This window comes from uncultured Gimesia sp. (genome assembly GCF_963972345.1).
Lineage (GTDB): Bacteria > Planctomycetota > Planctomycetia > Planctomycetales > Planctomycetaceae > Gimesia.
This window is the reverse complement of record NZ_CAXAVM010000016.1, coordinates 1-21,474: the sequence shown is the minus strand read 5'-3', so window position 1 is coordinate 21,474 and position 21,474 is coordinate 1. Positions and strand designations below refer to the sequence as shown.

Sequence of the window (21,474 nt, the reverse complement as noted above, 5' to 3'; positions counted from 1 at the left end):
AGCAGGTTGAGCGGCGGAAAGGAGTCTGCCATGCCATTTGTACCAACCCGGTTTATCCATGCCAGTAATCTGCGACTGGACCATCAGGCGCAAGGGGTAGGCGCAGTTTCTCACGAGTCTCAAACAATCCTCGAAGATTGTACGCTCGAAACGTTTTCCCATCTGATTGAAGCCTGCCGGGAATATGAAATTGATTTTCTGCTTCTGAGCGGTAACTCCTTTATTGCCGATGATTTCAGCATTCGTGCCCGCATCGCATTAATCGAAGGCTTTCAAAAACTGGCTGCGGATCAGATTCAGGTTTTTATCGTTCCCGGACAACACGATCCTTTGAGTGCCTGGGATCTGCAATACAACTGGCCTGCCAACATCACATTCCTTTCCCCGCAGGACCGTGATGTGATCGATATCCTCCGTGAAAACGAAACGATTGCCACCCTGCAGATCCTGGGGTCGGCGCACCGCAAATATTCACAGCCACTTAAACTGAATCAACGCAATCAACTGTTTAACAAACAGGAGGAACGCGCCCTCTCGATCGGATTGATCGCAGCAAATCTGCCTACAGATCACTCTGATACCGCCGGCGAATTAACACAGGCTATTCCACTTTCTCTGTCCGATGAGTATCTGCCTGCGGAATGGCAGTCGGAAGAATCCAACGATGTTTCTGTGGACTACCTGGCGCTCTGCAAAGGCACACAAAGACATACATTCGAAATGCATCCGGGGGTCGCACACCACCCGGGTACAGCACAGGGACTCAACTTCGGCGAGCATGAACAAAACGGAGTCACCCTGGTAACAGTGGGCACAGAACCACAACTCGAACAGCGAACACTGCGACTGGCGTCCGTCCGCTGGCTCGTTCTGAAACTGCAACTTCAGCCGGAAACATCTCGTTCTCATCTGATTCATCTCATGCAGGAATCGCTCCTGTCCCATCAAAAGGGGAGCCATGAGAAATTATGGATGGTGCGCTGGCAGTTACAGGGATCGGGTGAACTGTTTGATTCGCTCAGAAACTTCAAACATCAGGGCAGCCTGAGCAATGAACTGGCACTGGTCGTCAAAGAGAGACTTCCGGTTGGCATAGAACAATCGTTTTATCTGCAGGCGAAAAACAGTGAATTGCCAGGAACAGGTTCTACTTTATCGCAACTGTTTCAGACTCAACTCAATACGTTCCAGTCAGAGTCAGAACACCCGCTCCAACAGTTACTCACACAAGCCACTCACCTGGATCAAAGCTGGTTGCAGCGTCTGAATTCGGTCACCGCACAGCTTGACGATCGGCAGATCATCAATGCAGCCATCCACAATGGACAAACATGGCTTGATGTTTCATCGGACGAGGAAGTACACGTATGAAAATTACCAGAATCCATGTAAGCCAGTTTGGGAACTGGCAGGACCTGAATCTTGCTTCACTCGATCCAGGAATCAATGTGTTCTACGGCCCGAACGAAACGGGTAAATCGACTCTGATGCGCATGATTCGCGGTATCCTCTACGGTTTTCAATCCGACGAATTGCGCGAACATTCACGCGTTCCCGATGCGGTCCCCTGGTCTGCGTTGTTGGACATTCGTCATCAGGGACAGTTTTACGAAATCCAGAGACAAACCACTGCGAAAGGTCGAGGCCATTTTTCTTTTCAGAGCCAGACCAGGGGAATCTCTGGAGCAGACCTGCTGACCTCACTTCAATCAGGGGTAAACGAAAGCGTTTATGAAAATGTGTTTGCCATCGGGTTGAACGAACTGCAGGAACTGGGAACCCTGCACGGTGATCAGGTTGCTCAACATATTTATGGTTTGACACTCGGACCGGAAGGGCAGGCGATTCTGGATGCTGCAAAACAGGTCAGCCAGTCCCGACAGTCACTGTTAAGCCGCGATAACAAATCAGGAAAACTCCCGGAACTGTATCAGCAACTGGAAGAAACCAATGCAAAACTGTCGGATCTGAAACAGCAGTCGCAACGTTTTTTCAATCTCTCGAATGAGCTGCAGAAAGTCCGATCTGAATCGGACAGTCTGAAAAAGCGAAAATCAGGTCTCCAGTACCAGATCCGGGGGCATCGTTTCCTGGATCGTGTCTGGAAACCATGGCAGGAAGTGCAAGACCTGCAACAGCAGTTGAAGCGATTGCCTGTTGTCGCCGAGTTCCCGAAAGATGGCGTGAGTCTGCTCAATGAATATGACCAGGAAATCAAGCAGGTGGAAGCCAAACGGATCGAGCTCAAAGCAGAACTCAGTGGTCTCCGCAAACAGATCGAACAGGCAGAACTTGACAATGAATTGTTAAATTTTGCGCCCAGTATCCAGAGTCTGGTTGAACAGCAACCCTGGATGACCGATCTCGAGCATCAGCACAAATCCGGAATTGCCAGCGCACAGGAACTGGAATCGATACTGCAGAACTACCTGAGTCAGAATCAGAACATCAGGCATTTAACACATATTAAAACCACGCCCGATCACAACCAACGACTGATCGAAGCCGCACGCGAATATCGCGTGGCCGGGACGAAGCGAAAAAATGCACACCGTCGCTACAAAAAAGTCTCACGAAAATATCAGCAGACCCTGGCCAGCCTGCAGGAACAGTCTTCACGGCTTCTTAACGGCCACTCGATCGAAGCCGAACTCAAGCGTGCCCGGGAACGCATGAAGCATCTCGAACGGCTCAGCCAGTTACGGGTAAGAGAATCGGAATTTGTCATTCGCCAGGAAGCAGTCAAGGAACAACTGGAACGCCTGCAGACCAACTCACGACTGCCCGGCTGGGCAAAGAAAACGCTGTTCGGCTTCGCTCTGGCCGGGGCGTTCCTGGTTCTCGCCGGTTTCTGGCGGGGTGTTTCCGATGCGAAACTGGTGGGGCTGATTTTCTGCCTGAGTGGTCTCTTTCTGGGAGGAATCACCTGGGCCATCAAAAAACATTTTGAAATCGATGTGCAGGATCAGGCAGAAGAACTGCAGGATGAAAGCTGGGCGCTCGACGTCCACCTGCGCGAGACACGCCAGGAAATCGACCGCATCCTCGAAGATGAATACTTCGCACTGAAATCGCTCTCGGAAGGACACTCCCTCAGCAGTCATCGTCAGCGAGAGACAATCCCCGCGTTGAACTTCAATGATGAAAATATTCTTCGTACCGATCTGTTGCATGAACTCGCGTTCAAAATTGCGGAACTGGAACAGTTGAAAATTGCCCAGGAGCGCGCCCAGAAAACACGTCAGTTACTGGTCAAACTGCGAAACCGGTCCCAGGAAATCCAGCGTAACTTCAGCAGCAAACGGCATGAGTGGTGTGAATGTCTGAAGCACCTGGGACTGACGGAAACCCTCAAAGTGGATGACGCTTTCCGGATGTGGCAGCAGGTTTCACAGGCCAATCTCTTCCGAAATCAGCTGGAACAGGCACAACAGAAAATCAAACCCACGGGTGATCTCGTTGACATGTATTTCAATCGCATCCACGAGCTGGGATTGCGGATGAATCGCCGTCAGCAGAATTCGGTCACCCCCTTCGAACAGGTGACCGCGTGGGAGCGGGAACTCGAAACCCTTTCCAGTCAGCGTGAAGCACGTGCCAGGCTGATGAAAGAAGAACAGCGACTGCGTCAGGATGCCGACTCTCTGAATTTAAAACTGGAGGAAACCAAACATCAGCGTTCAACATTACTCATTCAGGGTGGCGCTGCCAGCCGTGAAGAGTTTCTGAAACGAGCCGCCTCGCTGACGGAGCGGATTCAGCTTGAAAAGACCCTCGCAACGGCCCAGCGGGAACTGGAACGTGCCAGCCAGTCGGAACAGGAAATGGCCATTGTGGAAGAAGACCTGTTGAATTTTGATGCCGAAGCAAATGCCGAGCAGCTGGAAATGCTCAATCTGGAACTGGAAGACATCGAGCAGGACCTGGTCACGACAGCGGAAAACATGGGTCGACTGAAACAGGATTATCAAAACGCCAAAACCGATCGCACTGCAGTGCAACTCCGGTTTCAGCGCGAGCAGATCCTGGAACAGATCAGGCAGGCCAGCGCAGACTGGTTTACAACTGAGCTTTCTGCCGTCGGTCTGCAAAAACTGCAGTCAGAATTTGAACGGACCAGTCAGCCGGAAACCCTGGCGATTGCATCTGACTACCTGAGACAGTTAACTAATGGGAAATACTGTAATATCTGGACTCCTCTGGGAGAACAATATCCTAAAATCGACGACAACGAAGGGCACACGCTCACGGTCAGCGAACTGAGCAGCGGCACCCGGGAACAGCTCTTCCTGGCGATCCGACTGGCAATGGTCGAACGTTTCCGCAATAACGGTGTGGAACTTCCCATGGTCCTGGATGATGTTCTCGTCAACTTCGATCAGAGCCGAACCCAGGCAGCCATTGAAACCCTGATTTCGGTCGCAAAGAAAGGACAGCAGATTCTGTTCTTCACCTGCCATCTGCATTTAACCCGTCTATTTGCAGAACAGGGAACACCACCGGTCTGGCTCACAACAGAAGAGAATTCCTCCCCCGAAAGGCACTCTCCGGTCATCTCAGAGTCGCCTGTGGGATCTGAGCTCCAGCTTCACCACGCTTCCTCATCCCAGTCTTCAACCGCCGTTCTGGAAGCACCGCCGTCCATAGAATCTGTTTATCAGTTGGAGTGGTCTTCTCCCGTTCACAAACTATACTCTCTCACTCCGGTCCAGATTCAGCAACTGAACCAGGCTGGGATTCATTCGATTGCACAACTCCTGTCTCAACCTGCAGAACAACTGGCTGCACGGTTACCGGAAGAAATTTCCGCGGGATTGATTTTTGAATGGCAGAGCCAGGCCAGACTGGCTGCCTGCATTCGGGGAATCAAACCGCAGCAGGCAGCGTTTCTGGTTCAGTGTGGCATCACAGAACCAGGTGACGTTATCAGCATGTCGTTCCCGGAACTCTGGTCGCTGATTGAAACCAGTCTCCTCGCTGAGCCAGCCAGTGAGATGCTCATCACCGAGCCGCTCGTGCAACAATGGATTCAATCCGCCCATCAGGCGCGGAAGTTTCACCCGCAGAAAGCTGCTGCCACCGAACAGAAACCTCAACCCCCGGTACCACAGGAACGACGTGATTATCGAAGAGATGGTTCGCATACCGAGTCTGGGGACGCAAAGCCCAACACACCCCCTTTTTTTCTGAATCGTTCCATGCCCGTGGAGCAGGCTCCCTCTATCGGCCCCAAAACGGCAGTCCGCCTGGAAAAAGTGGGGATCTTCACGGTCAATGATTTTCTGGAGTGTAACCCGGAACATATCGCGAATCAGTTGAATGTTTCTCACATTAAAGAGCGTACGATTCGCGTCTGGAAAAAGCAGACCAGGCTCGTCTGCTGTGTTCCCGGACTGCGCGGTCACGATGCACAGATTCTGGTCGCCTGTGGCTTTTATGAGCCAGATCAGATCGCCAGGACTTCACCGCAGGAATTGTTTGGCAAAGTAAAATCGTTCGTCAAAACCAGCGAAGGACAGCAGATTATTCGTGGCGGAAAGAAGCCTGACTTCAATGAAATTACAGACTGGATTCGATGGTCGCAGAAAGCCAGAAAACTGCATGCTGCCTGAGAATGGCTGCAATGCGAAACTGCGATCTACTTTAGAATCAGATTCCGTCTCAGCAGATTGAGCGCTGCTTTCGTGACACGGCTTTTCGCAATCGCCCGATTGACCGTCAGTCCGATTTCATCCACCCACTCGGATTCTCGATTCGCTAAGGCAACGTAAGCCTGGGGAACCTGACTCGCATCCTGCCATGACTGGTGGGGATCAAGCAGAATTGCTAATGCAAAATCCGTTTGATATTTTTTCTGCGTCACCTGCGCAATCAGGACTGCTCCTGCTGCATTGAATTCCACTGCCGCATGTTCGGTTCCAGGGTCTAAATATTCGCAGACTGACTCCAGTCGAGAAATAATTCCTCCCGTATACCAGTCCGCAGAACCATTGACTTCGGTCAGACGATAGGAGAGCAAGCCCCCCGTGCCACACTCACAGGTTGACAGTGTCTGCTGTTTCTGACTGAGCAGCATCATCACCACATGCTCCAGCTCTTCGTCTTCATAGCCAAAGATATATTCCCCGAGTCGTTCCTGAATCAGAATATTCGTCTCAGCAATCTTCTGCTCACACTCCTCAACAGAACTCCCCATGGCTTTAATCCGCAGGGTAATGGTGGCTTCATGTGCCGTGATTCCCACTTCCGGATCACGACCTCGACTGGTGATATCACCCAGCAATTCTTCTGTCTGCGACTCCCCCACTCCAAAACAGTTGATCCGTGCAAAGCGGATCATATTCGTGCCACGCGTGACGCGAGGTAATACGGACTGATAAAACATAGGCTTCATTTCTGAAGGAACGCCGGGCATCGCGGCAATCAGACAGATTGATTTACCATCGAGTCGCGGAACTTCCATCCAGATTCCCGGAGCAGTGCCATGTTCATTCTTGATCGGTTCTGCGCCACGGGGAAACATGGCCTGAATGCGATTCCGCTCGGGCATCTCGCGCGATCGCTTCTGAAACATGGCCTCAATGATCTCCATTGATTTCTTATCCAGAACGAGATCAGTGCCCGTTAACTCCGCCAGCGTCTGCCGGGTCAGGTCATCCAGTGTTGGCCCCAGCCCTCCTGTAATGAGAATCAGATCAGAACGCTGCACGGAAAGGCGAAACTGCGTTACGATTTCATCCAGATTGTCGGCAATTGTTGTATGAAAATGAGTGGAGATGCCGACCGCTGCCAGTTCTGTACTCAGCCACTGACTGTTCGTATCCAGTTTTTCCCCATTCGTCAGTTCACTGCCAATCGCGATTATTTCTGCTTGCATTCCTGTATCCAGTAACGAGAGGGGAGAATCACTGTTCCGGCAGTGACAGACCGTTTCCTGTTTCAGCTGCCCACCGGAGTCTGCAAAGCCAGTTTATACTGTTCCACGGTTTTCTCAACCATGGTCTCCACCCGGAATTCCTGTCGAACCAGTTCCCGCGCCGATTCTCCCATCGCCCGGGCTTTCAAAGGATCGTCCAGTAACTTCAGGATACTGTTCGCCAGGATTTCACTGTTGGAAGGAGGAATCACCAGCCCTGTTTCCCCATCCCGGATGACAGAATAGATGCCGCCCACCCCTGTCGCGATCACGGGTCTGCCCAATGCCATCGCTTCCAGCATGATCGTTCCCAGCCCCTGCCTGAGTGAAGCCAGACAGAAAATATCCATGGCCTCCAGAGAAATCGAAAAGTCATACAGATTAGGCACAAAGGTAACGTTTTCTGTAATTTCCAGATCACGAACCAGGTGACGCAAATTGCTTTCTTCCGGGCCTGCCCCCGATACCAGAAACTGGACGTCGGGATTTACTTCCAGCACACGACTGGCGGCTCCCAGAAAATAAGGCAGGCCTTTTATGGCTTCCAGCGGCCCCGCTGTACCGACAACAGGCTGGTGATCCCGAGACAGTACCGGAACGTGCAGAGACTGCTCAGGCACATCCACGCCACTGGAAATCACCAGTACAAAATCTTCGGGCAGGCCGGTGCGGGCGATCAGATCTTTTTTGACCGATTCGCTGACAGTAATCACTCCCCTGCACCATCGCATGTCAATCCGCAGACGCTCATCACTCTGCAGATAGTCATTCACAGTGAGTAGAAAGGGGCGTTTCAGTTTGCGGGCCACCCATTGTCCCTGGGGTAAAACATGGCGAGACTGGATATGGATCAGATCGGGTGGTTTCTTTTCCAGCTCCTGTTTTACCAGATGTAAAATCATATTACCCAGTATGGGAACATTCAGATTCCGAAACTCTTTTATATCCAGTCTGGTCCGCATACCCGGATCGACTTTGGTCGCATTGGGACAAACAACCTGCGTCTCGATTCCATAAGCAGCCGTGTATTGCGCCAGCCGCAGGGTATAAGCCGAAGTACCCCTGACTTCAAACGGCCCTGCGAAGAGTAACACCTTCAGAGGAGAATCTGCTTTACTCATTTGCATATTTCCAGCGCTGCCGCAGTAGCAGAAAAGATCAAAGTGATATGCGGTGTCAGATTCATCATCAGGAACGGCGACGGGACAGAGGTGGGGAAAGTATTTCGTTCAGGATGATCGCCTGCTTGAATGCCTGACGATCACGCAGCAACTCACGAAGTTGCCTGCTTCCGCCTCGTTTACCATCGGATGAACTTCGCGTTTCACTTTCACGCGAACCAAAAAGTTCCGACGGGGGACGACCAGTGATATCATCGAGCTTGCTGTGAATAGTGCTTTGAAGATGTTTCTTCTGCCGCTTCTCGATTCGTTCACGCATTGAGCCACCCAGTCGCTTCTGACGGGCTGCTTCCTGCAACTCTGCGCGTTCCCGGGCCGAAATGTGAGCCCTGGGTTCCTCTACAACTTGTTTGACCTGCTGGGTCCGCCGCCCCTGGGGTTGCAGATTCTCTTTTTTTCGGCGACGCCTGACCGGAGGTTGCTGCACGGCGACGGGAGGTTGCTGCTGCACGGTGGTTGTTGCCTGGACATCGTCTTCGAAGAAATCAACTTCGGCCGGTTTCTCCTTTTTCTCCGCCTGGGGATTCATCGCCTCCTGGAGAAATTTTTCCAGTTCTTTCTGCAAGGCAGCTTTTTCTTTGACCTTGCCTGGTTGCGGCTTATTTTTTTCCTTGGCAATATTACCGATGGCACTGGCGGCACTGATCAACAGAAAAATCACCCCGACAATCACTCCGACGATATCATCACCAGCGGCCAGTATGGGAAATTCCATCATTTGAGTCCTGTCTTAAAATCCGGTCTGAAAAGCCATTTCATTCCACAAACATCCGGTGAGTGTCTTAATTCGCAGGAGACATTTCCCGCTCGGGCGTGGCAATTGCATCCCGCATTTTCGTATCGGCCTGAACGTTTTTCAGTTCATAATAGTCCATCAGACCCATCTTCTTACTGCGAAATGCGCTGGCAATGGCCTCGGGAACTTTGGCTTCTGCCAGCACCACCTTGGCCCGGTTCTCCTGTGTGAGCGCCACCATTTCCTGCTCACGCGCTTTCTGTTCCGCACGACGCTGTTCTGCCTTGGCCTGCGCAACCCGCATTTCTGCTTCCGCGTGATCGGCCTGCAGTCGCGCACCAATATTTTCGCCGACATCGATGTCAGCAATGTCAATCGAAACAATCGTGTAAGCCGTCTGTTTCTCTAAGCCTTCATTCAATACGATCTGCGTTATTTTATCCGGGTTTTCCAGAACCTTTTTGTAGGAATCAGTGGAACCGATGGCCTGCACAATCCCCTGGCCGACACGTGCGATCACTGTCTCTTCGGTTGCTCCACCAACCAGCTGTTTCAGATTGGTCCGCACGGTAACCCGGGCTCGTACATTCAACTGAATTCCATCGCCGGCTACGGCATCCAGCGTACTGTTCGTCTTCCGCGAATCGGGACAGTCAATGACCTTGGGATAAACGCTTGTCCGAACGGCGTCCAAAATATCCCTTCCGGCCAGGTCAATCGCCTGCGCTGACTGCCAGTCCAGATCAATCTTGGCCCGCTGGGCGGCAATCAAAGCCCGGATCACATTCGGCACATTCCCCCCGGCAAGATAATGGGCTTCCAGATCCCGGGTTGAGATATCATACGTCCGGGTGACCCCTGCCTGGATTGCCATGATTTTACTGCGCACGATGATCGTGGGGTTCACTTTTCGAATCGTCATCATCACCAGGTTCGGAAACGAAATCTTGGCATTCGTCATTTTGCACTGAATCCACAGTCCGGCAAAACGGGCGAAAACCGCGAAAAAGACCAACACCCCGAGAAAAACGACAACTCCGATAATCCAGGTAATTGTGGAAATATCTTCAGCAGCGAAAAGATTCAAGGTGCTCATTCCTGTTTTCCAATCCTAAGAAAATTTAGATCCAGATGATGTTCAGCAACAACTGAAACCAACTATTATAACCTGGAACTCCATTTTGACTTGCATATTGTAAAGTAAATTACGTTCAGCATCCAGAGACGCCCTGCAGATTCAATTTTCGGGTACATCAAAATCAAGTGAATCATCTGTCATTCTCTGATCGGAGTCGGCTGATTCCTCTACCGGTTTCGACTCGTCAGCAGCCGGCTGTTTGACAACTTTGACGACCAGCCGGGAGCCTTCCACGGCAATAATTTCGACATCCACCTGCGAGTCTACGATCATCCCCTGGCTTTCGCAGTGATGTCTCTCATGATTAACGAGTACAAACCCGCTGGGGTTCAAAAGAGTTTGTGTTTTTCCCCTCTTTCCGATCAAGGAACGTAAATGATCGGTTTCTTCGCGGAACCCTGTAACCTCATCCAGAGTGGGGACTTCGTGAATCACCTTTTTCCCCCAAGCCGTATTGGGAAAGAAGCGGACAGCGAATCCCAGTGTCGTCGGGATCAGCACAATTACACTGGCAATATAAGTCCACCACAGTCCGGGACTCGAACCCCACCAGGCCATCCAGGCCCCCCAGACAGAGACTGCAATACTGGATAAAGCCAGCACGGCAATGATTCCGCCGGAGGGAAGAAAGATCTCGGCGACCATCATCATCAACGCGACAGCTAAAGCAAGAACTGCTATGAGTGAATAATCCATCAGGCCTACAGACTTTCCGTGCGCTGTCCTTTCCCACCTTGGTTTCAAACCGGAAAAGTACAATAGTTCGAGTGAATTCAAACAGTCAATTCTATTCGTATACTCGTACAGGACTGCAGCTTATGACGCCGCAATCTTATTGTACCGGTTCCCATCAGCAAGGCAAGTTGCGAACGGAAAATCTGGTTCTGAATCGGTTCGTCCGAATAATCTTCCCCAGATCGCTTTGCTTTCTGACTTACGGATCGCAGGCCAGCGTCTGGCAGGGCGAACAATAAACCGGATCCGGCTGGTTACTTAAATCCACGATCCAGATATTCCGGAAGCGTACCGGGTTGGAATGGTCCTGCAGTTTGATGGGAAACAGTTCGGGACCTTCCTGCTTACCCCCGCCGGTTTTTGCGATGATCGAGTAATCCTGATGGACGGGCACACCATTCAGCAGAACCGTGATGAAAGCATTTTTGATCTTTTCACCTGCCGCATTGAATTTGGGAGCCACGAAAGCGATATCATAGGTCTGCCAGCTGAGGGGCGGAAAACACATATTCACATCACCCCGCTTCTGCTTGTAAAGACCACCACATTCATTCTCGACGCCTTCCAGTCCGAACGAATCCAGAATCTGGACTTCATAGCGGCTCTGCAGATAAACACCACTGTTACTGCGAGCCTGCCCGGTAGCATAAGGCATATAAGGCAGGCGAAATTCCAGGTGCAGACGGAAACTGCGGTAGGTATGCTTGAATTCGGTCCCCTCCTTCAACAGGCCTTCCTCTGTGATTTCGGCGTCTTTCAGCATAGCGGTGGAAGTACCATCAAACAGTACAGTTGCCCCGGGAGGCGGAGTCGCCCCCAGTGTTATGCTGTGACGCTGTGTTTTCAGCAACTGTCCCAGCAGATGCCCTGCATTGTCCCGCACATCGACAACGCCCCCGTGCAAAACCTGTAACTGAAAATCACCGCCGGTCAGAAATAACACATCTCCTTGTCGTGTTCCTGCCAGTTCGACTCGTGCCGAGCGGTCCCAGCCATTCCCGGGCAGTCCACCATGATAGAGGGAGGCAATAAATTGACCATCACCTCGAGCAACGACCTGCAGGCCCAGCGCCGCTTCACCACACCAGGAACAGTCATTGCCAATCAGGCCGAAGTATTCCCCCTGGTAGAGAAAGTCTTCATCAACGTTATTGATATCGAGGATTGCGAATTTTTTATCCCCTTTGGGAGCCTGGGCAAATGCTGTCGATGTCAGCAGAAATTGAAATGCAAATAAACCGACCAGTAAAAGACGAAACATCTATCCCCCAGATTCTCTAATAATCTTAATCGAAAATGATCAACATTCCTGTGTAAACCACCATTCTGGGGAGACTTTCCCTCATTTGCAAGCCTGAATGACCGCTTTGAATTTTAAGATTCTTCCCCACCGGCGAAACACAGGTTTTTGTAAATTATCGTTAACACTCAACATCAGTTCTCATTGTGATCAGCAGGTTTATTGACACAATTATAATCGGTATGTTGTGACTCTTTGGAGAATTTGTCACAATAGGAATCCAGTGCGATTCAGCGGGATCCGAAACATCCTGCTTCCCGCCTATAGCCGTACTACCTTCTGGCACGTGGAACCCACCTGAAGCGACTCTGTCAACAATAGAAAAGATGACTCATGAGATACACCGTATATGGCCTGGTTGTCCTGCTTATCATCATTCACCAGGATAACTGGTTATGGGACGATAAACGTCTCATCTGGGGCTTCATGCCGATCACCCTGCTTTATCAGGCAGGGATCTCCGTCGCAGCATCCATTGTCTGGTTCCTGGCAACCAAATATGCCTGGCCACATCACCTTGAAGAAGTTGCTAAAGAAGCCCCCGCCCAGGAAACAGGAGAAACAGAATAATGATCCAGCTGGTAATTATCGGAATCTATTTGTCGCTACTGTTGTTTCTGGGGGTCTTTTCCAGTCGACTGTTTAAGGGAACCAGTAAGGACTACATGCTGGCCAGCCACTCGATCGGTCCCTTTCTGCTGCTGATGTCCATTTTCGGAACGACGATGACGGCCTTCGCACTCGTCGGTTCCAGTGGAGAAGCTTACAAAGAAGGTGTCGGTGTCTACGGGATGCTGGCCTCTTCCAGTGGTATCATTCACTCACTCTGTTTCTTCCTCCTGGGGATTAAACTCTGGTCGTGGGGTTATAAATACGGTTACACCACTCAGATCCAGTTCTTCCGCGACCGCCTGGAAAGTGACCGCATCGGTATTATCCTGTTCCCCATCCTGGTCGGACTGGTTATTCCCTACCTGCTGATCGGCGTGATGTCATCCGGCGTGGTCATCAGCAGTATTACAGAAGGTGCCTTTGAAAGCTCCTTTGCCGACTACGACTACGGCGTTCCCCCCTGGCTGGGGTCTCTGGTCATCAGCCTGGTCGTACTCATCTATGTCTTCTTCGGCGGGATGCGGGGAACCGCGTGGGCGAATACCTTCCAGACCATCGTGTTTATGGTGCTGGGTGTCGTCACTTTCGTGGTTATCTCAAGCAAGCTGGGCGGACTCCAGGCAGCCAGCCACGCAGTCCTGGAAAAGAACCCGTCCAAGCTGATGCGCGCCGTCGATCCGGCAGACCGCGTCCGTTATGCCGAACGTTATCAGACCTGGACCTTAGTCGCCAAATACAACTATGCCCGTCGGATTCTCAAAACATTAAAGTTGACTGACGCACAGAAAGCCGAAGCCTACAAAGAATTCAAACCCCGGTTTCCCAACTGGCAAACATCAGCAGAAGCAATCTATGCGTCTGAAAACGAGCTGTATAAACTCACGAACGAACAGGTCAACAAAGCCCTGCTGACGCAGGATGACCGCGTCATGCCAGATCCCTTTCCCGATAAATGGAAACAGGGCCTGATGGCGCATCACGATCTGCGCGAATACCCGCGCAGAGCCAACGCCGAAGACGAAAAAGCCATGCTGATCTTCGCAGAGAACATTGGTCACCCCGAGCATGATCTGGATCCGAACGATCCCTCCAAAGGGAAAAAATGGACCATCAAAAAAGCGCTGGGAGTGTACCGCGCCAGCAGTTGGGCACCGGATGCACCACATCCGATGAGCAAGCTGGTCTTCTTCACATACTTCTTCGTGCCTCTCTCGGTCGGCATGTTTCCTCACCTGTTTCAGCACTGGCTCACAGCACGCAGCGCTGCCACTTTCAAACTGCCTGTGGTCGCACATCCGCTGTTTATTATGATTGTCTGGGTTCCCTGTGTGCTGGTCGGCATCTGGGCGACTTCTGCCACATTCGAAGGAGCCCCCCTCTTCCCGCCCCACTTCCCGGCGAACGCAGTGTTGGCAGCGATGGTGAAAAAGATGACCTCGCCTGTCCTGGCCGGCTTCCTGACGGCGGGGATCCTGGCGGCCATCATGTCCTCGCTTGACAGCCAGTTCCTCTGTCTCGGAACCATGTTTACCGAAGACATGGTCGTACACTACGCCGGGAAAGACCGTTTTACCGATAAACAGGTTGTCTTCATGGCTCGCATGTTTATTATTATCATTGTGGCGATTACCTACGGCTTCAGTCTGCTGGAGCCGCGGCGCGTCTTCACGCTGGGGGTCTGGTGTTTCAGTGGATTCTCCAGTCTGTTCCCGATTATCTTTGCCGCTGTCTACTGGAAACGGCTTACGAAAGCGGGAACCTATGCGGGAGTCATCGTTGCTTTCGGAACCTGGCTGTATCTGTTCCGGGAAGCGAAATTCGCTTTGAATCCGGATTACACATTCTTGGGTATGATGCCTGTCGCAACCATGGTGGTCGTTTCGGCAGCCGCGATGATCCTGGTTTCCCTGGTGACTTCGCCACCCAGTAAAGAAACCCTGGTTCGTTTCTTCCCCGAAGACTAAACCAGAATGAACCAAGTTAAGATTGTTAGAAATACGACAGGCTGTGCCGAACATCAGACGTATGTTCCACAGCCTGTTGTTGACTCATTCTATAGAGCCGCGCATGTCCTGTACTTTTAAAACAACCCGCCGTGTCGAATTTCATGAGACCGACATGGCTGGCATCGTCCACTTTGCCAACTTCTATAAGTACATGGAACAGGCCGAACACGAATACTTCCGTTCGCTGGGTCTGACCATTGTGGATAAACAGGCAGACGGCTCTATTCTCGGCTGGCCCCGGGTTTCAGCTCAATGCTCGTTTGAATCACCCGCCTATTATGGAGATCTGCTCGAGATCCGCTTAAACATAGAACGGATCGGCGTGAAATCACTGACAATCGAATACGATCTCTGGCGTGACAAAACAAAAATTGCCAGGGGGCGCATGAAAACGGTCTGCTGTCAGTTCACACTCGGCAGCCCCATGCAATCCATCGCCATCCCCGAGTGGATGCTGCTGAAATTTGAAGCATCAATGGATCAGACGGAATAATCTGTTAAGCAGGGATCAACATGAATGACGCGCAACAGCAACTGATGGTCCGCGACTTGTCGAAAGAATTTTCACTCGCGGGTGAATCGCTGCCGATCCTCAACAACGTAAACTTAAGTCTTAACCGGGGAGAGGCGCTGGCCATCACCGGACCTTCCGGTTCAGGCAAAAGCACACTGCTCTATATTCTCGGCGTACTCGATCAGCCCACAGCCGGCGAGGTGATTGAGTTCGGCCAGAACCCGTTTGAACTGCAGGCAAAGCAGCAGGCAGAATTCCGCAACCGGAACATCGGTTTTATTTTTCAGGACCATCATCTGATGCCACAGTTCTCGGTTCTGGAGAACGTCCTGATCCCGACCATGGTCTCGCAGAGTGGTTCCACTGATGCAGAAGACCGCGCCCGCCACCTGCTCGAACGCGTGGGTCTTTCAGATCGATTGAATCACCGCCCCGCCCAGATATCCGGCGGCGAACGCCAGCGGGTCGCCGTCTGCCGTGCACTGATCAATAACCCGCGACTGCTGCTGGCCGATGAACCCACGGGAAATCTCGACCGCATTAATACTGAAGCGATCGGCAAACTGCTGCTGGAAATCAATCAGGAACAGAACACGATCCTGATCTGTGTCACACACAGCCGCGAACTGGCGGTCCTGTTCCCCCAGCATCAGCGGCTGCGCGATGGATCGCTCGTGACAGAAACAGCCTGAAAATCCAATTACAATCTTCGCAAGAGTTCGATTCATGAATCAATCGCGATTTGTTTTCAAAAGCCTGACTTACCACTGGCGCACCAATCTCGCGGTTCTTCTAGGGGTCATCGCCGCCACCGCAGTCATTGGAGGGGCACTCATCGTCGGCGATTCCGTACGGGCCAGCTTGCGACAAATGACCCTCGACCGCCTGGGGAAAATCGATTTCGTCATCTCGGGACATCGCTTCTTCCGCGAACAACTGGCCGAGGATCTCAGCAAATCCACCGACCTCCCCGGGCACATCAAAACCATCGCCCCCGCCCTGGTCCTGCGAGGCAGCCTGGAAAAAAATCGGGACGACCAACATCTGCGTGTCGGACAGGTCAATATCTTTGGCACCGATGAACGCCTCTGGTCACTGCTCGAACATCCGGATCTCCCTCCGCCCCAGGACGATCAGGCCATCCTCAACTCGCGCGTCGCGGAACAGTTACAGGCCGCGGTCGGCGATGAAATCACACTCTGGATCGAACTCCCTTCCGCGATTCCCCGCGACTCCCTGCTGGGCGAACGTGAAGAACAGTCTGTCGAAATCACCCTCACCGTCAGCACCATCCTCGACGCCGATTCTAAAGCAGGTCGCCTGGCCCTGCTTCCCAATCAGCAACTGCCCCTTGATCTGTTTATCTCTCTCAAAACGCTGCAATCAGCATTAGACCTCGACGAGATTGTCGCTTCGCGCCGCAACCCTCAGTCCCGACCCGCTCGAGTGAACTCCCTCTTTTTCAGCTCCGACAGCCCGGACGCTGTTTCTCCTGCTGCTCTGGAAACAGCCCGTCAGCTGGAGTCCGTTCTGAAGAGTTCCCTGAAGCTCGAAGACCTCAATCTGAAGATTGTCCCCAACAAGGATTATCAGTATCTCTCGCTTGAAAGCGATCAGATGATTCTCGATCCCCAGATCGAACAGGCGGGTATGGCGGCAGCGAAGTCACTGGGTCTACGAACGTCTCCCGTGATGGTCTACATCGCCAATGAAATCGAACCTGCCCAGAAGGGAAAGACGGAACTCAAAGAACAGTACTCCATGTATTCGATTGTCGCGGGACTCAATTTCACTCAGCAGCCCCCCTTTGGTCCGTTCCAGTTTATCGGGGCAAAGCCGGAACTCCCCTTAGACGAAAATGACATCGTCATCAACGAATGGCTGGCCAAAGACCTGAATGTCAAAGTCGGTGATGATATTCGCATGAAGTACCATGTCGTCGGTTCCCGGGGAGAACTGCCCGATGTCGAACAGACTTTCAAAGTGCGTGGCATCATCGCCCTCGATGGCACTCCCGCTGCCGACCGCAAGCTGACTCCCGACATGGAAGGCATCACCGATGCCGACACCTTCGGCGACTGGAAACAGCCCTTTCCCATGCAGTTGACCCGCGTCACCGATCGTGATGAAGATTACTGGGACAAATACAAGGCCACTCCCAAAGCCTTCGTCTCACTGGGAACAGCTCAGTCATTATGGAACAGCCGCTATGGCAGCCTGACTTCACTGCGGTTCACTCCCCTGCCCGGAAAATCCCTGGAAGAAACCGCTCCCCTGTTTGCGAGCGAGTTACTCAAAAAGATCGACGTCTTTAAAATGGGTCTCACCGTACAACCCATCAAGCTGCTGGGTCTCGCAGCCGCCAGTGGAACCACCGATTTCAGCGGGCTGTTTATTGGCTTCAGCTTTTTTATCATTCTGTCAGCAATCATTTTAATTCGCCTGCTGTTCAAGCTGGGCATTGACCGCCGCGTCTCGTCGATCGGCCTCCTTTCCGCCATCGGATTTACGCCACAACAGGTCAGACAGATCATCTTCAAAGAAGCCTTCATCGTGATTCTGACCGGTGGCATCCTGGGAATTCTCGCTGCCATCGGTTATGCCTCACTGATGTTATATGGCCTGAAAACCTGGTGGATCGGTGCCATCGGCACTCGCTTCCTGTATCTCGATCTGACAGCGACCAGTCTCATCATCGGATTCCTGATCGCGGTACTTTTCTCAGGCTTCGTCATCTGGAAATCGATGTCTGAACTCAAACAGATTTCCATCCGCAGCCTGCTCGCGGGCGTGAATTCGACTGATACAGAGTCCGCCAGGGAAACCCGCCGCGTGGGTTATATCTACAAAATCTCACTTGCCCTCGCGGTCATTCTGGTTCTGGGAACCGTCTTCGGCCTCATTCCCCGACAGGAAGCGTTTTCCGGCTTCTCCTGGCAGACCGTTTCTTTCTTTCTGGTTGGTACTCTATCACTGGTTGCCAGCCTCAGCTTTCTGTCCAGTCGACTTAGACAGACTTCCACGACTCCGATCAAAGGCGCCGGGACCGGAACACTCATCAAGCTTGGCATCCGCAATGCCGGTCGCTTCCGTCAGCGGAGTGTATTAACAACCGCACTCATTGCCTCGGCGACATTCGTGCTTGTCTCTGTCGCCGCCGGACATCGTAATCCTGCGGTCGAAAGCCCCGAGAAAGATTCCGGGAACGGCGGGTTCACACTCATCGCTGAATCCACGTCTCCCCTGATCTACGATTTGAACACCGAAGAGGGACGCAGCAAAATGCTGGTCAACGTTCCTGACGATCCGGAAACACAGCAGCTCCTGAAACAGATGCAGGTGATTCCCTTCCGCGTCAAACCAGGCGAGAATGCCAGTTGCCTGAATATTTACCAGACCAGTGTCCCCACGATCCTCGGCGTTCCCCAGGAAATGATTGAACGCGGTGGTTTCAAGTTCGCAGACACACCGGCTGACAATCCCTGGAAACTGCTCAACGAACCACAGGCAGACGGCTCCATCCCCGCGCTGGGTGATATGAATACGCTCATGTACAGCCTGCATAAAGGCATTGGCGCGACAGTCGGCATCCCGTCTGACGAACGTCCCGAACATCAGTTGAAAATCAAAGGCATGTTTGATGGCAGTATCTTTCAAGGCGTGCTGCTTATTTCAGAACAGCATTTTCAAACGCTGTTTCCCGAGCAGGCCGGCTTTGAATATTTTCTGATTGAAATCCCCCCCGCCCAGGCAGACAAGCTCGCCGGCGTTCTCGAAACAGGACTGACCGAATACGGGTTCGACGCCGACCTCGTCGCCAATCGACTCGCCGACTTCCTCGCCGTACAAAATACCTACCTCTCAACCTTCCAGACGCTGGGCGGTCTGGGTCTGCTGCTGGGAACCCTCGGGCTTGCGACCGTGATGTTACGTAATGTGGTCGAACGCCGCAGCGAACTGGCTCTGCTGCGTGCCATCGGCATGACGGGCAGCGATGTCGCGGTCATCGTCCTTTCTGAAAATGCGTTTCTCCTGCTCTGGGGGCTGGTTTCGGGAACCGTCTCCGCCCTGCTGGCAATGTTGCCACATCTGTTGTCTACCGGCGCCGATCTCCCCTGGGAAAGCGGTCTGCTCATCCTGCTGGCGGTCCTGGTGACAGGCATGCTGGCAGCGCTGCTGGCGGTCGCCGATGCCGTCCGGGCACCGATTCTGGCAACATTAAGGGCTTCATAAGAGTTTGTACACAGCCGCATTTCATCGATTCGCACAAAAAGGCACGTCTGTCGGGTGCTGGAATTTCACAAAGTTACTATCATGACTACTGTGTTGTCTCGCCAATGGAAATGATCCCTCCCTCCCGTTTTTCAGGAGTTTAAACGATGTCGAAATGGACGATTGTCTTAATCTTTGTCGCCTGCGCCGCTCTTTCATGGGGGACCTATGTGCCTCTCGTTCATATCGCTGCCCAGAAACTGCACAGTAACCTCCGCGCCTTCCTGTTCGTGGGGATGGCTTACTTTCTGGTCGCGGTTCTGATCCCCTGCTTCTTCATCTTCGTACTGGGAAAAGATCCAACTGCCAAAGCGGGCGTGAACTTCGACACCGGCCCGATCCTCTGGGGCATCCTCGCCGGAACCGCCGGCGCCATGGGCGCGCTCTGTGTGATCTTTGCGGTGACCACCGGCGGCAAAGGAGCTGCCATCTATGTCGCGCCGCTCGTGTTCGCAGGTGCTCCCATTGTGAATACCATCGCCACCATCACTGTCTTCCATCCAACTAAAACACTCCCCGATCTCAGGTTCTTCCTCGGGTTAGGCCTCGCCGCCGCCGGTGCTGCGATGGTCATGATTTATAAACCCGTCGATAAACCACATGCGGTTCCCGCAGCGGTCGAACAAGTCGTCGAACCAGCCATCAACGATACCGGCACAACATAATCAACTATTTCTGTTCTCATCGAACAGATCAAATAAACCCCAACCCTGTTCCGGTTTTCAAATCGGAACAGGGTTTTTTCTTCGAAACATCCATTTTCAAATCCTTACCGCAAAGTTTTCGGAATCTGGTTATCCTTGATTGCTTTCGACCATTCCGCCAGGCGGGCTTTCCCCAGCGCCCAGAAGTTGCCACACAGAGTCAGGTATTCGAGCACGACTTCTTTCTGATCTTTTTCCAGCAGCGCTTTCGCCAGACTGAAATCAGGACCGAACGAATTGAGTTGAGGCGAACCTTTCGTCTTGCCCGCTTTGATCAGATACTGCTTCGCGGCTTCCATATTCCCTTCCGCCAGGGCAATTTTACCGAGCGTAATATTTGCATAATGCACTTTATTGCCACTGTTCCAGTCCGACCCCACCTGGTTCAGCATCAGCTCCGCATACTGTCTTGCTTTTTCCGTGTCACCTGCCCCCAGAGCTGCCTTTGCCAGGCTCGTTAACAGCGCATCTTTGGCATGATTGGCCGAAAGCTGATAGGCAATCTCCAGTTGCTGCAGTGCTTTCGCTGCTGCATCTTTCTGTGCCTTGAGTGAAGAACTGCTCTGCATGTCCAGCGAATACAATTGCCCGAGATCCCGCGCCCATTGAGGATTTTCCGCATCCAGCTTCTGCGCTTTTTCCAATAGCTGTTTCGCCAGATCCCGATCATGCAGCATCAAATAATTCGCCGCATGATCCAGCAGCTTCAGGTTGTCCGGCTGCGCTTTGAGTTGTTTTTCCCAGGCTTGTTTGCCGCGGGTATAAGCCTCTCCATCCAGAATCGCATCCATCTGCCCGAACGGAGATCCCATAATCTTCGACTGAGGTTCATTCTCAATCAGCCACAACACATTCTCCTGTTTTGCCTTTCGGGCCGCGGCGTCGGCAAACTGTTTCGTGAAATAATACCCCAGCAGTTTCACGCGGGCTTCGCTATCTTTTGGATTTTCTTTGACCTGCTTTTCCACAACTGCCGCCTGCTCCGCGGTCATTCTGCGGCCCTCAATCGCCAGTATCGTCTCATCAGCGGCGGGTAAAATGGAACAGAGGCAACTCATCAGTCCCATAAAAATGGCTGTTAAAAATCGATTTCTCAACTGAACTCACCCTTCCTGATTCAGTAAATCACTGAATCTCAAGTTATCACATAGACTGGTTCGGCCTGCTTTCTGGAAAGCCTGATTGTAGCAGCCTGTCACCCCGATAGATAAACATATTGTCATTCCACTGCAAATTTTGCCCTTGACCCCGCCGCGCCGCTGGCGATAAGCACCAAAGTGAGTCGCGCGCGTGACCAGTTTACAGTGCACTGAAACACAAGCCACTTGTTCCTGATCTTCACTACAAAAGAACCTGTTTT

General features: G+C 52.2%; 15 protein-coding genes. 8 read left to right on the top strand and 7 right to left on the bottom strand.

Features of this window, described 5'->3' with window-relative positions:
- Positions 1–30 precede the first annotated feature (30 nt).
- On the top strand, positions 31–1,371 hold the full coding sequence (locus tag AACZ40_RS04485; RefSeq protein ID WP_291166895.1) for a hypothetical protein: 1,341 nt from the start codon (positions 31–33) through the stop codon (positions 1,369–1,371).
- Positions 1,368–5,612, top strand: coding sequence for a DUF4332 domain-containing protein (locus tag AACZ40_RS04480; RefSeq protein ID WP_339673431.1), 4,245 nt, complete (start codon positions 1,368–1,370; stop codon positions 5,610–5,612). The genes AACZ40_RS04485 and AACZ40_RS04480 overlap by 4 nt, the downstream gene beginning before the upstream one ends.
- Before the next feature lie 26 nt (positions 5,613–5,638).
- Here AACZ40_RS04480 and AACZ40_RS04475 read toward each other — a convergent pair whose 3' ends face one another.
- From AACZ40_RS04475 to AACZ40_RS04450, 6 genes are all read right to left on the bottom strand, one after another.
- Positions 5,639–6,877 carry a CinA family nicotinamide mononucleotide deamidase-related protein gene (locus tag AACZ40_RS04475; RefSeq protein ID WP_339673429.1) on the bottom strand — a complete coding sequence of 413 codons (1,239 nt, stop codon included), beginning with the start codon at positions 6,875–6,877 and terminating at the stop codon, positions 5,639–5,641.
- 62 nt (positions 6,878–6,939) lie between these two features.
- Complete coding sequence (locus AACZ40_RS04470; protein WP_291166889.1) at positions 6,940–8,037, bottom strand: glycosyltransferase family 4 protein; 1,098 nt, start codon at positions 8,035–8,037, stop codon at positions 6,940–6,942.
- A 67-nt stretch (positions 8,038–8,104) separates the two neighbouring features.
- Positions 8,105–8,815: a hypothetical protein gene (locus AACZ40_RS04465; RefSeq protein WP_291166887.1), complete on the bottom strand. Its 711-nt coding sequence runs from the start codon at positions 8,813–8,815 to the stop codon at positions 8,105–8,107.
- Positions 8,816–8,879: 64 nt separating this feature from the next.
- Positions 8,880–9,929 carry a flotillin-like protein FloA gene (floA, locus tag AACZ40_RS04460; protein ID WP_291166885.1) on the bottom strand — a complete coding sequence of 350 codons (1,050 nt, stop codon included), beginning with the start codon at positions 9,927–9,929 and terminating at the stop codon, positions 8,880–8,882.
- 141 nt (positions 9,930–10,070) lie between these two features.
- On the bottom strand, positions 10,071–10,667 hold the full coding sequence (locus AACZ40_RS04455; RefSeq protein WP_291166883.1) for an NfeD family protein: 597 nt from the start codon (positions 10,665–10,667) through the stop codon (positions 10,071–10,073).
- Between the two features lie 238 nt (positions 10,668–10,905).
- A complete protein-coding gene (locus AACZ40_RS04450; protein ID WP_291166882.1) occupies positions 10,906–11,967 on the bottom strand; it encodes a DUF1080 domain-containing protein in 1,062 nt (353 codons plus the stop codon).
- A gap of 372 nt (positions 11,968–12,339) precedes the next feature.
- Between AACZ40_RS04450 and AACZ40_RS04445 the strand changes: the two genes are divergently transcribed.
- The 6 genes from AACZ40_RS04445 to AACZ40_RS04420 all read left to right on the top strand — a co-directional run bounded on the left by AACZ40_RS04445 (position 12,340) and on the right by AACZ40_RS04420 (position 20,075).
- Positions 12,340–12,576, top strand: coding sequence for a DUF3311 domain-containing protein (locus AACZ40_RS04445; RefSeq protein ID WP_291166880.1), 237 nt, complete (start codon positions 12,340–12,342; stop codon positions 12,574–12,576).
- Positions 12,576–14,582 (top strand): sodium:solute symporter family protein, encoded by a 2,007-nt coding sequence (locus tag AACZ40_RS04440; protein ID WP_291166878.1) that lies wholly within the window; start codon positions 12,576–12,578, stop codon positions 14,580–14,582. Before AACZ40_RS04445 ends, AACZ40_RS04440 begins: the two co-directional genes overlap by 1 nt.
- A 103-nt stretch (positions 14,583–14,685) precedes the next feature.
- Positions 14,686–15,117 (top strand): thioesterase family protein, encoded by a 432-nt coding sequence (locus AACZ40_RS04435; protein ID WP_291166876.1) that lies wholly within the window; start codon positions 14,686–14,688, stop codon positions 15,115–15,117.
- 20 nt (positions 15,118–15,137) lie between these two features.
- Positions 15,138–15,830 (top strand): ABC transporter ATP-binding protein, encoded by a 693-nt coding sequence (locus tag AACZ40_RS04430; protein ID WP_291166874.1) that lies wholly within the window; start codon positions 15,138–15,140, stop codon positions 15,828–15,830.
- 34 nt (positions 15,831–15,864) lie between these two features.
- Entirely contained in the window at positions 15,865–19,371 is a 3,507-nt protein-coding gene (locus AACZ40_RS04425) for an FtsX-like permease family protein (RefSeq protein ID WP_291166872.1), read from the top strand.
- 146 nt (positions 19,372–19,517) lie between these two features.
- Complete coding sequence (locus AACZ40_RS04420; protein ID WP_291166871.1) at positions 19,518–20,075, top strand: hypothetical protein; 558 nt, start codon at positions 19,518–19,520, stop codon at positions 20,073–20,075.
- 104 nt (positions 20,076–20,179) lie between these two features.
- Here AACZ40_RS04420 and AACZ40_RS04415 read toward each other — a convergent pair whose 3' ends face one another.
- The gene (locus AACZ40_RS04415; protein WP_291166869.1) at positions 20,180–21,211 is read right to left on the bottom strand and encodes a hypothetical protein; all 1,032 of its coding nucleotides are present in this window, start codon (positions 21,209–21,211) and stop codon (positions 20,180–20,182) included.
- Positions 21,212–21,474: the final 263 nt, after the last annotated feature.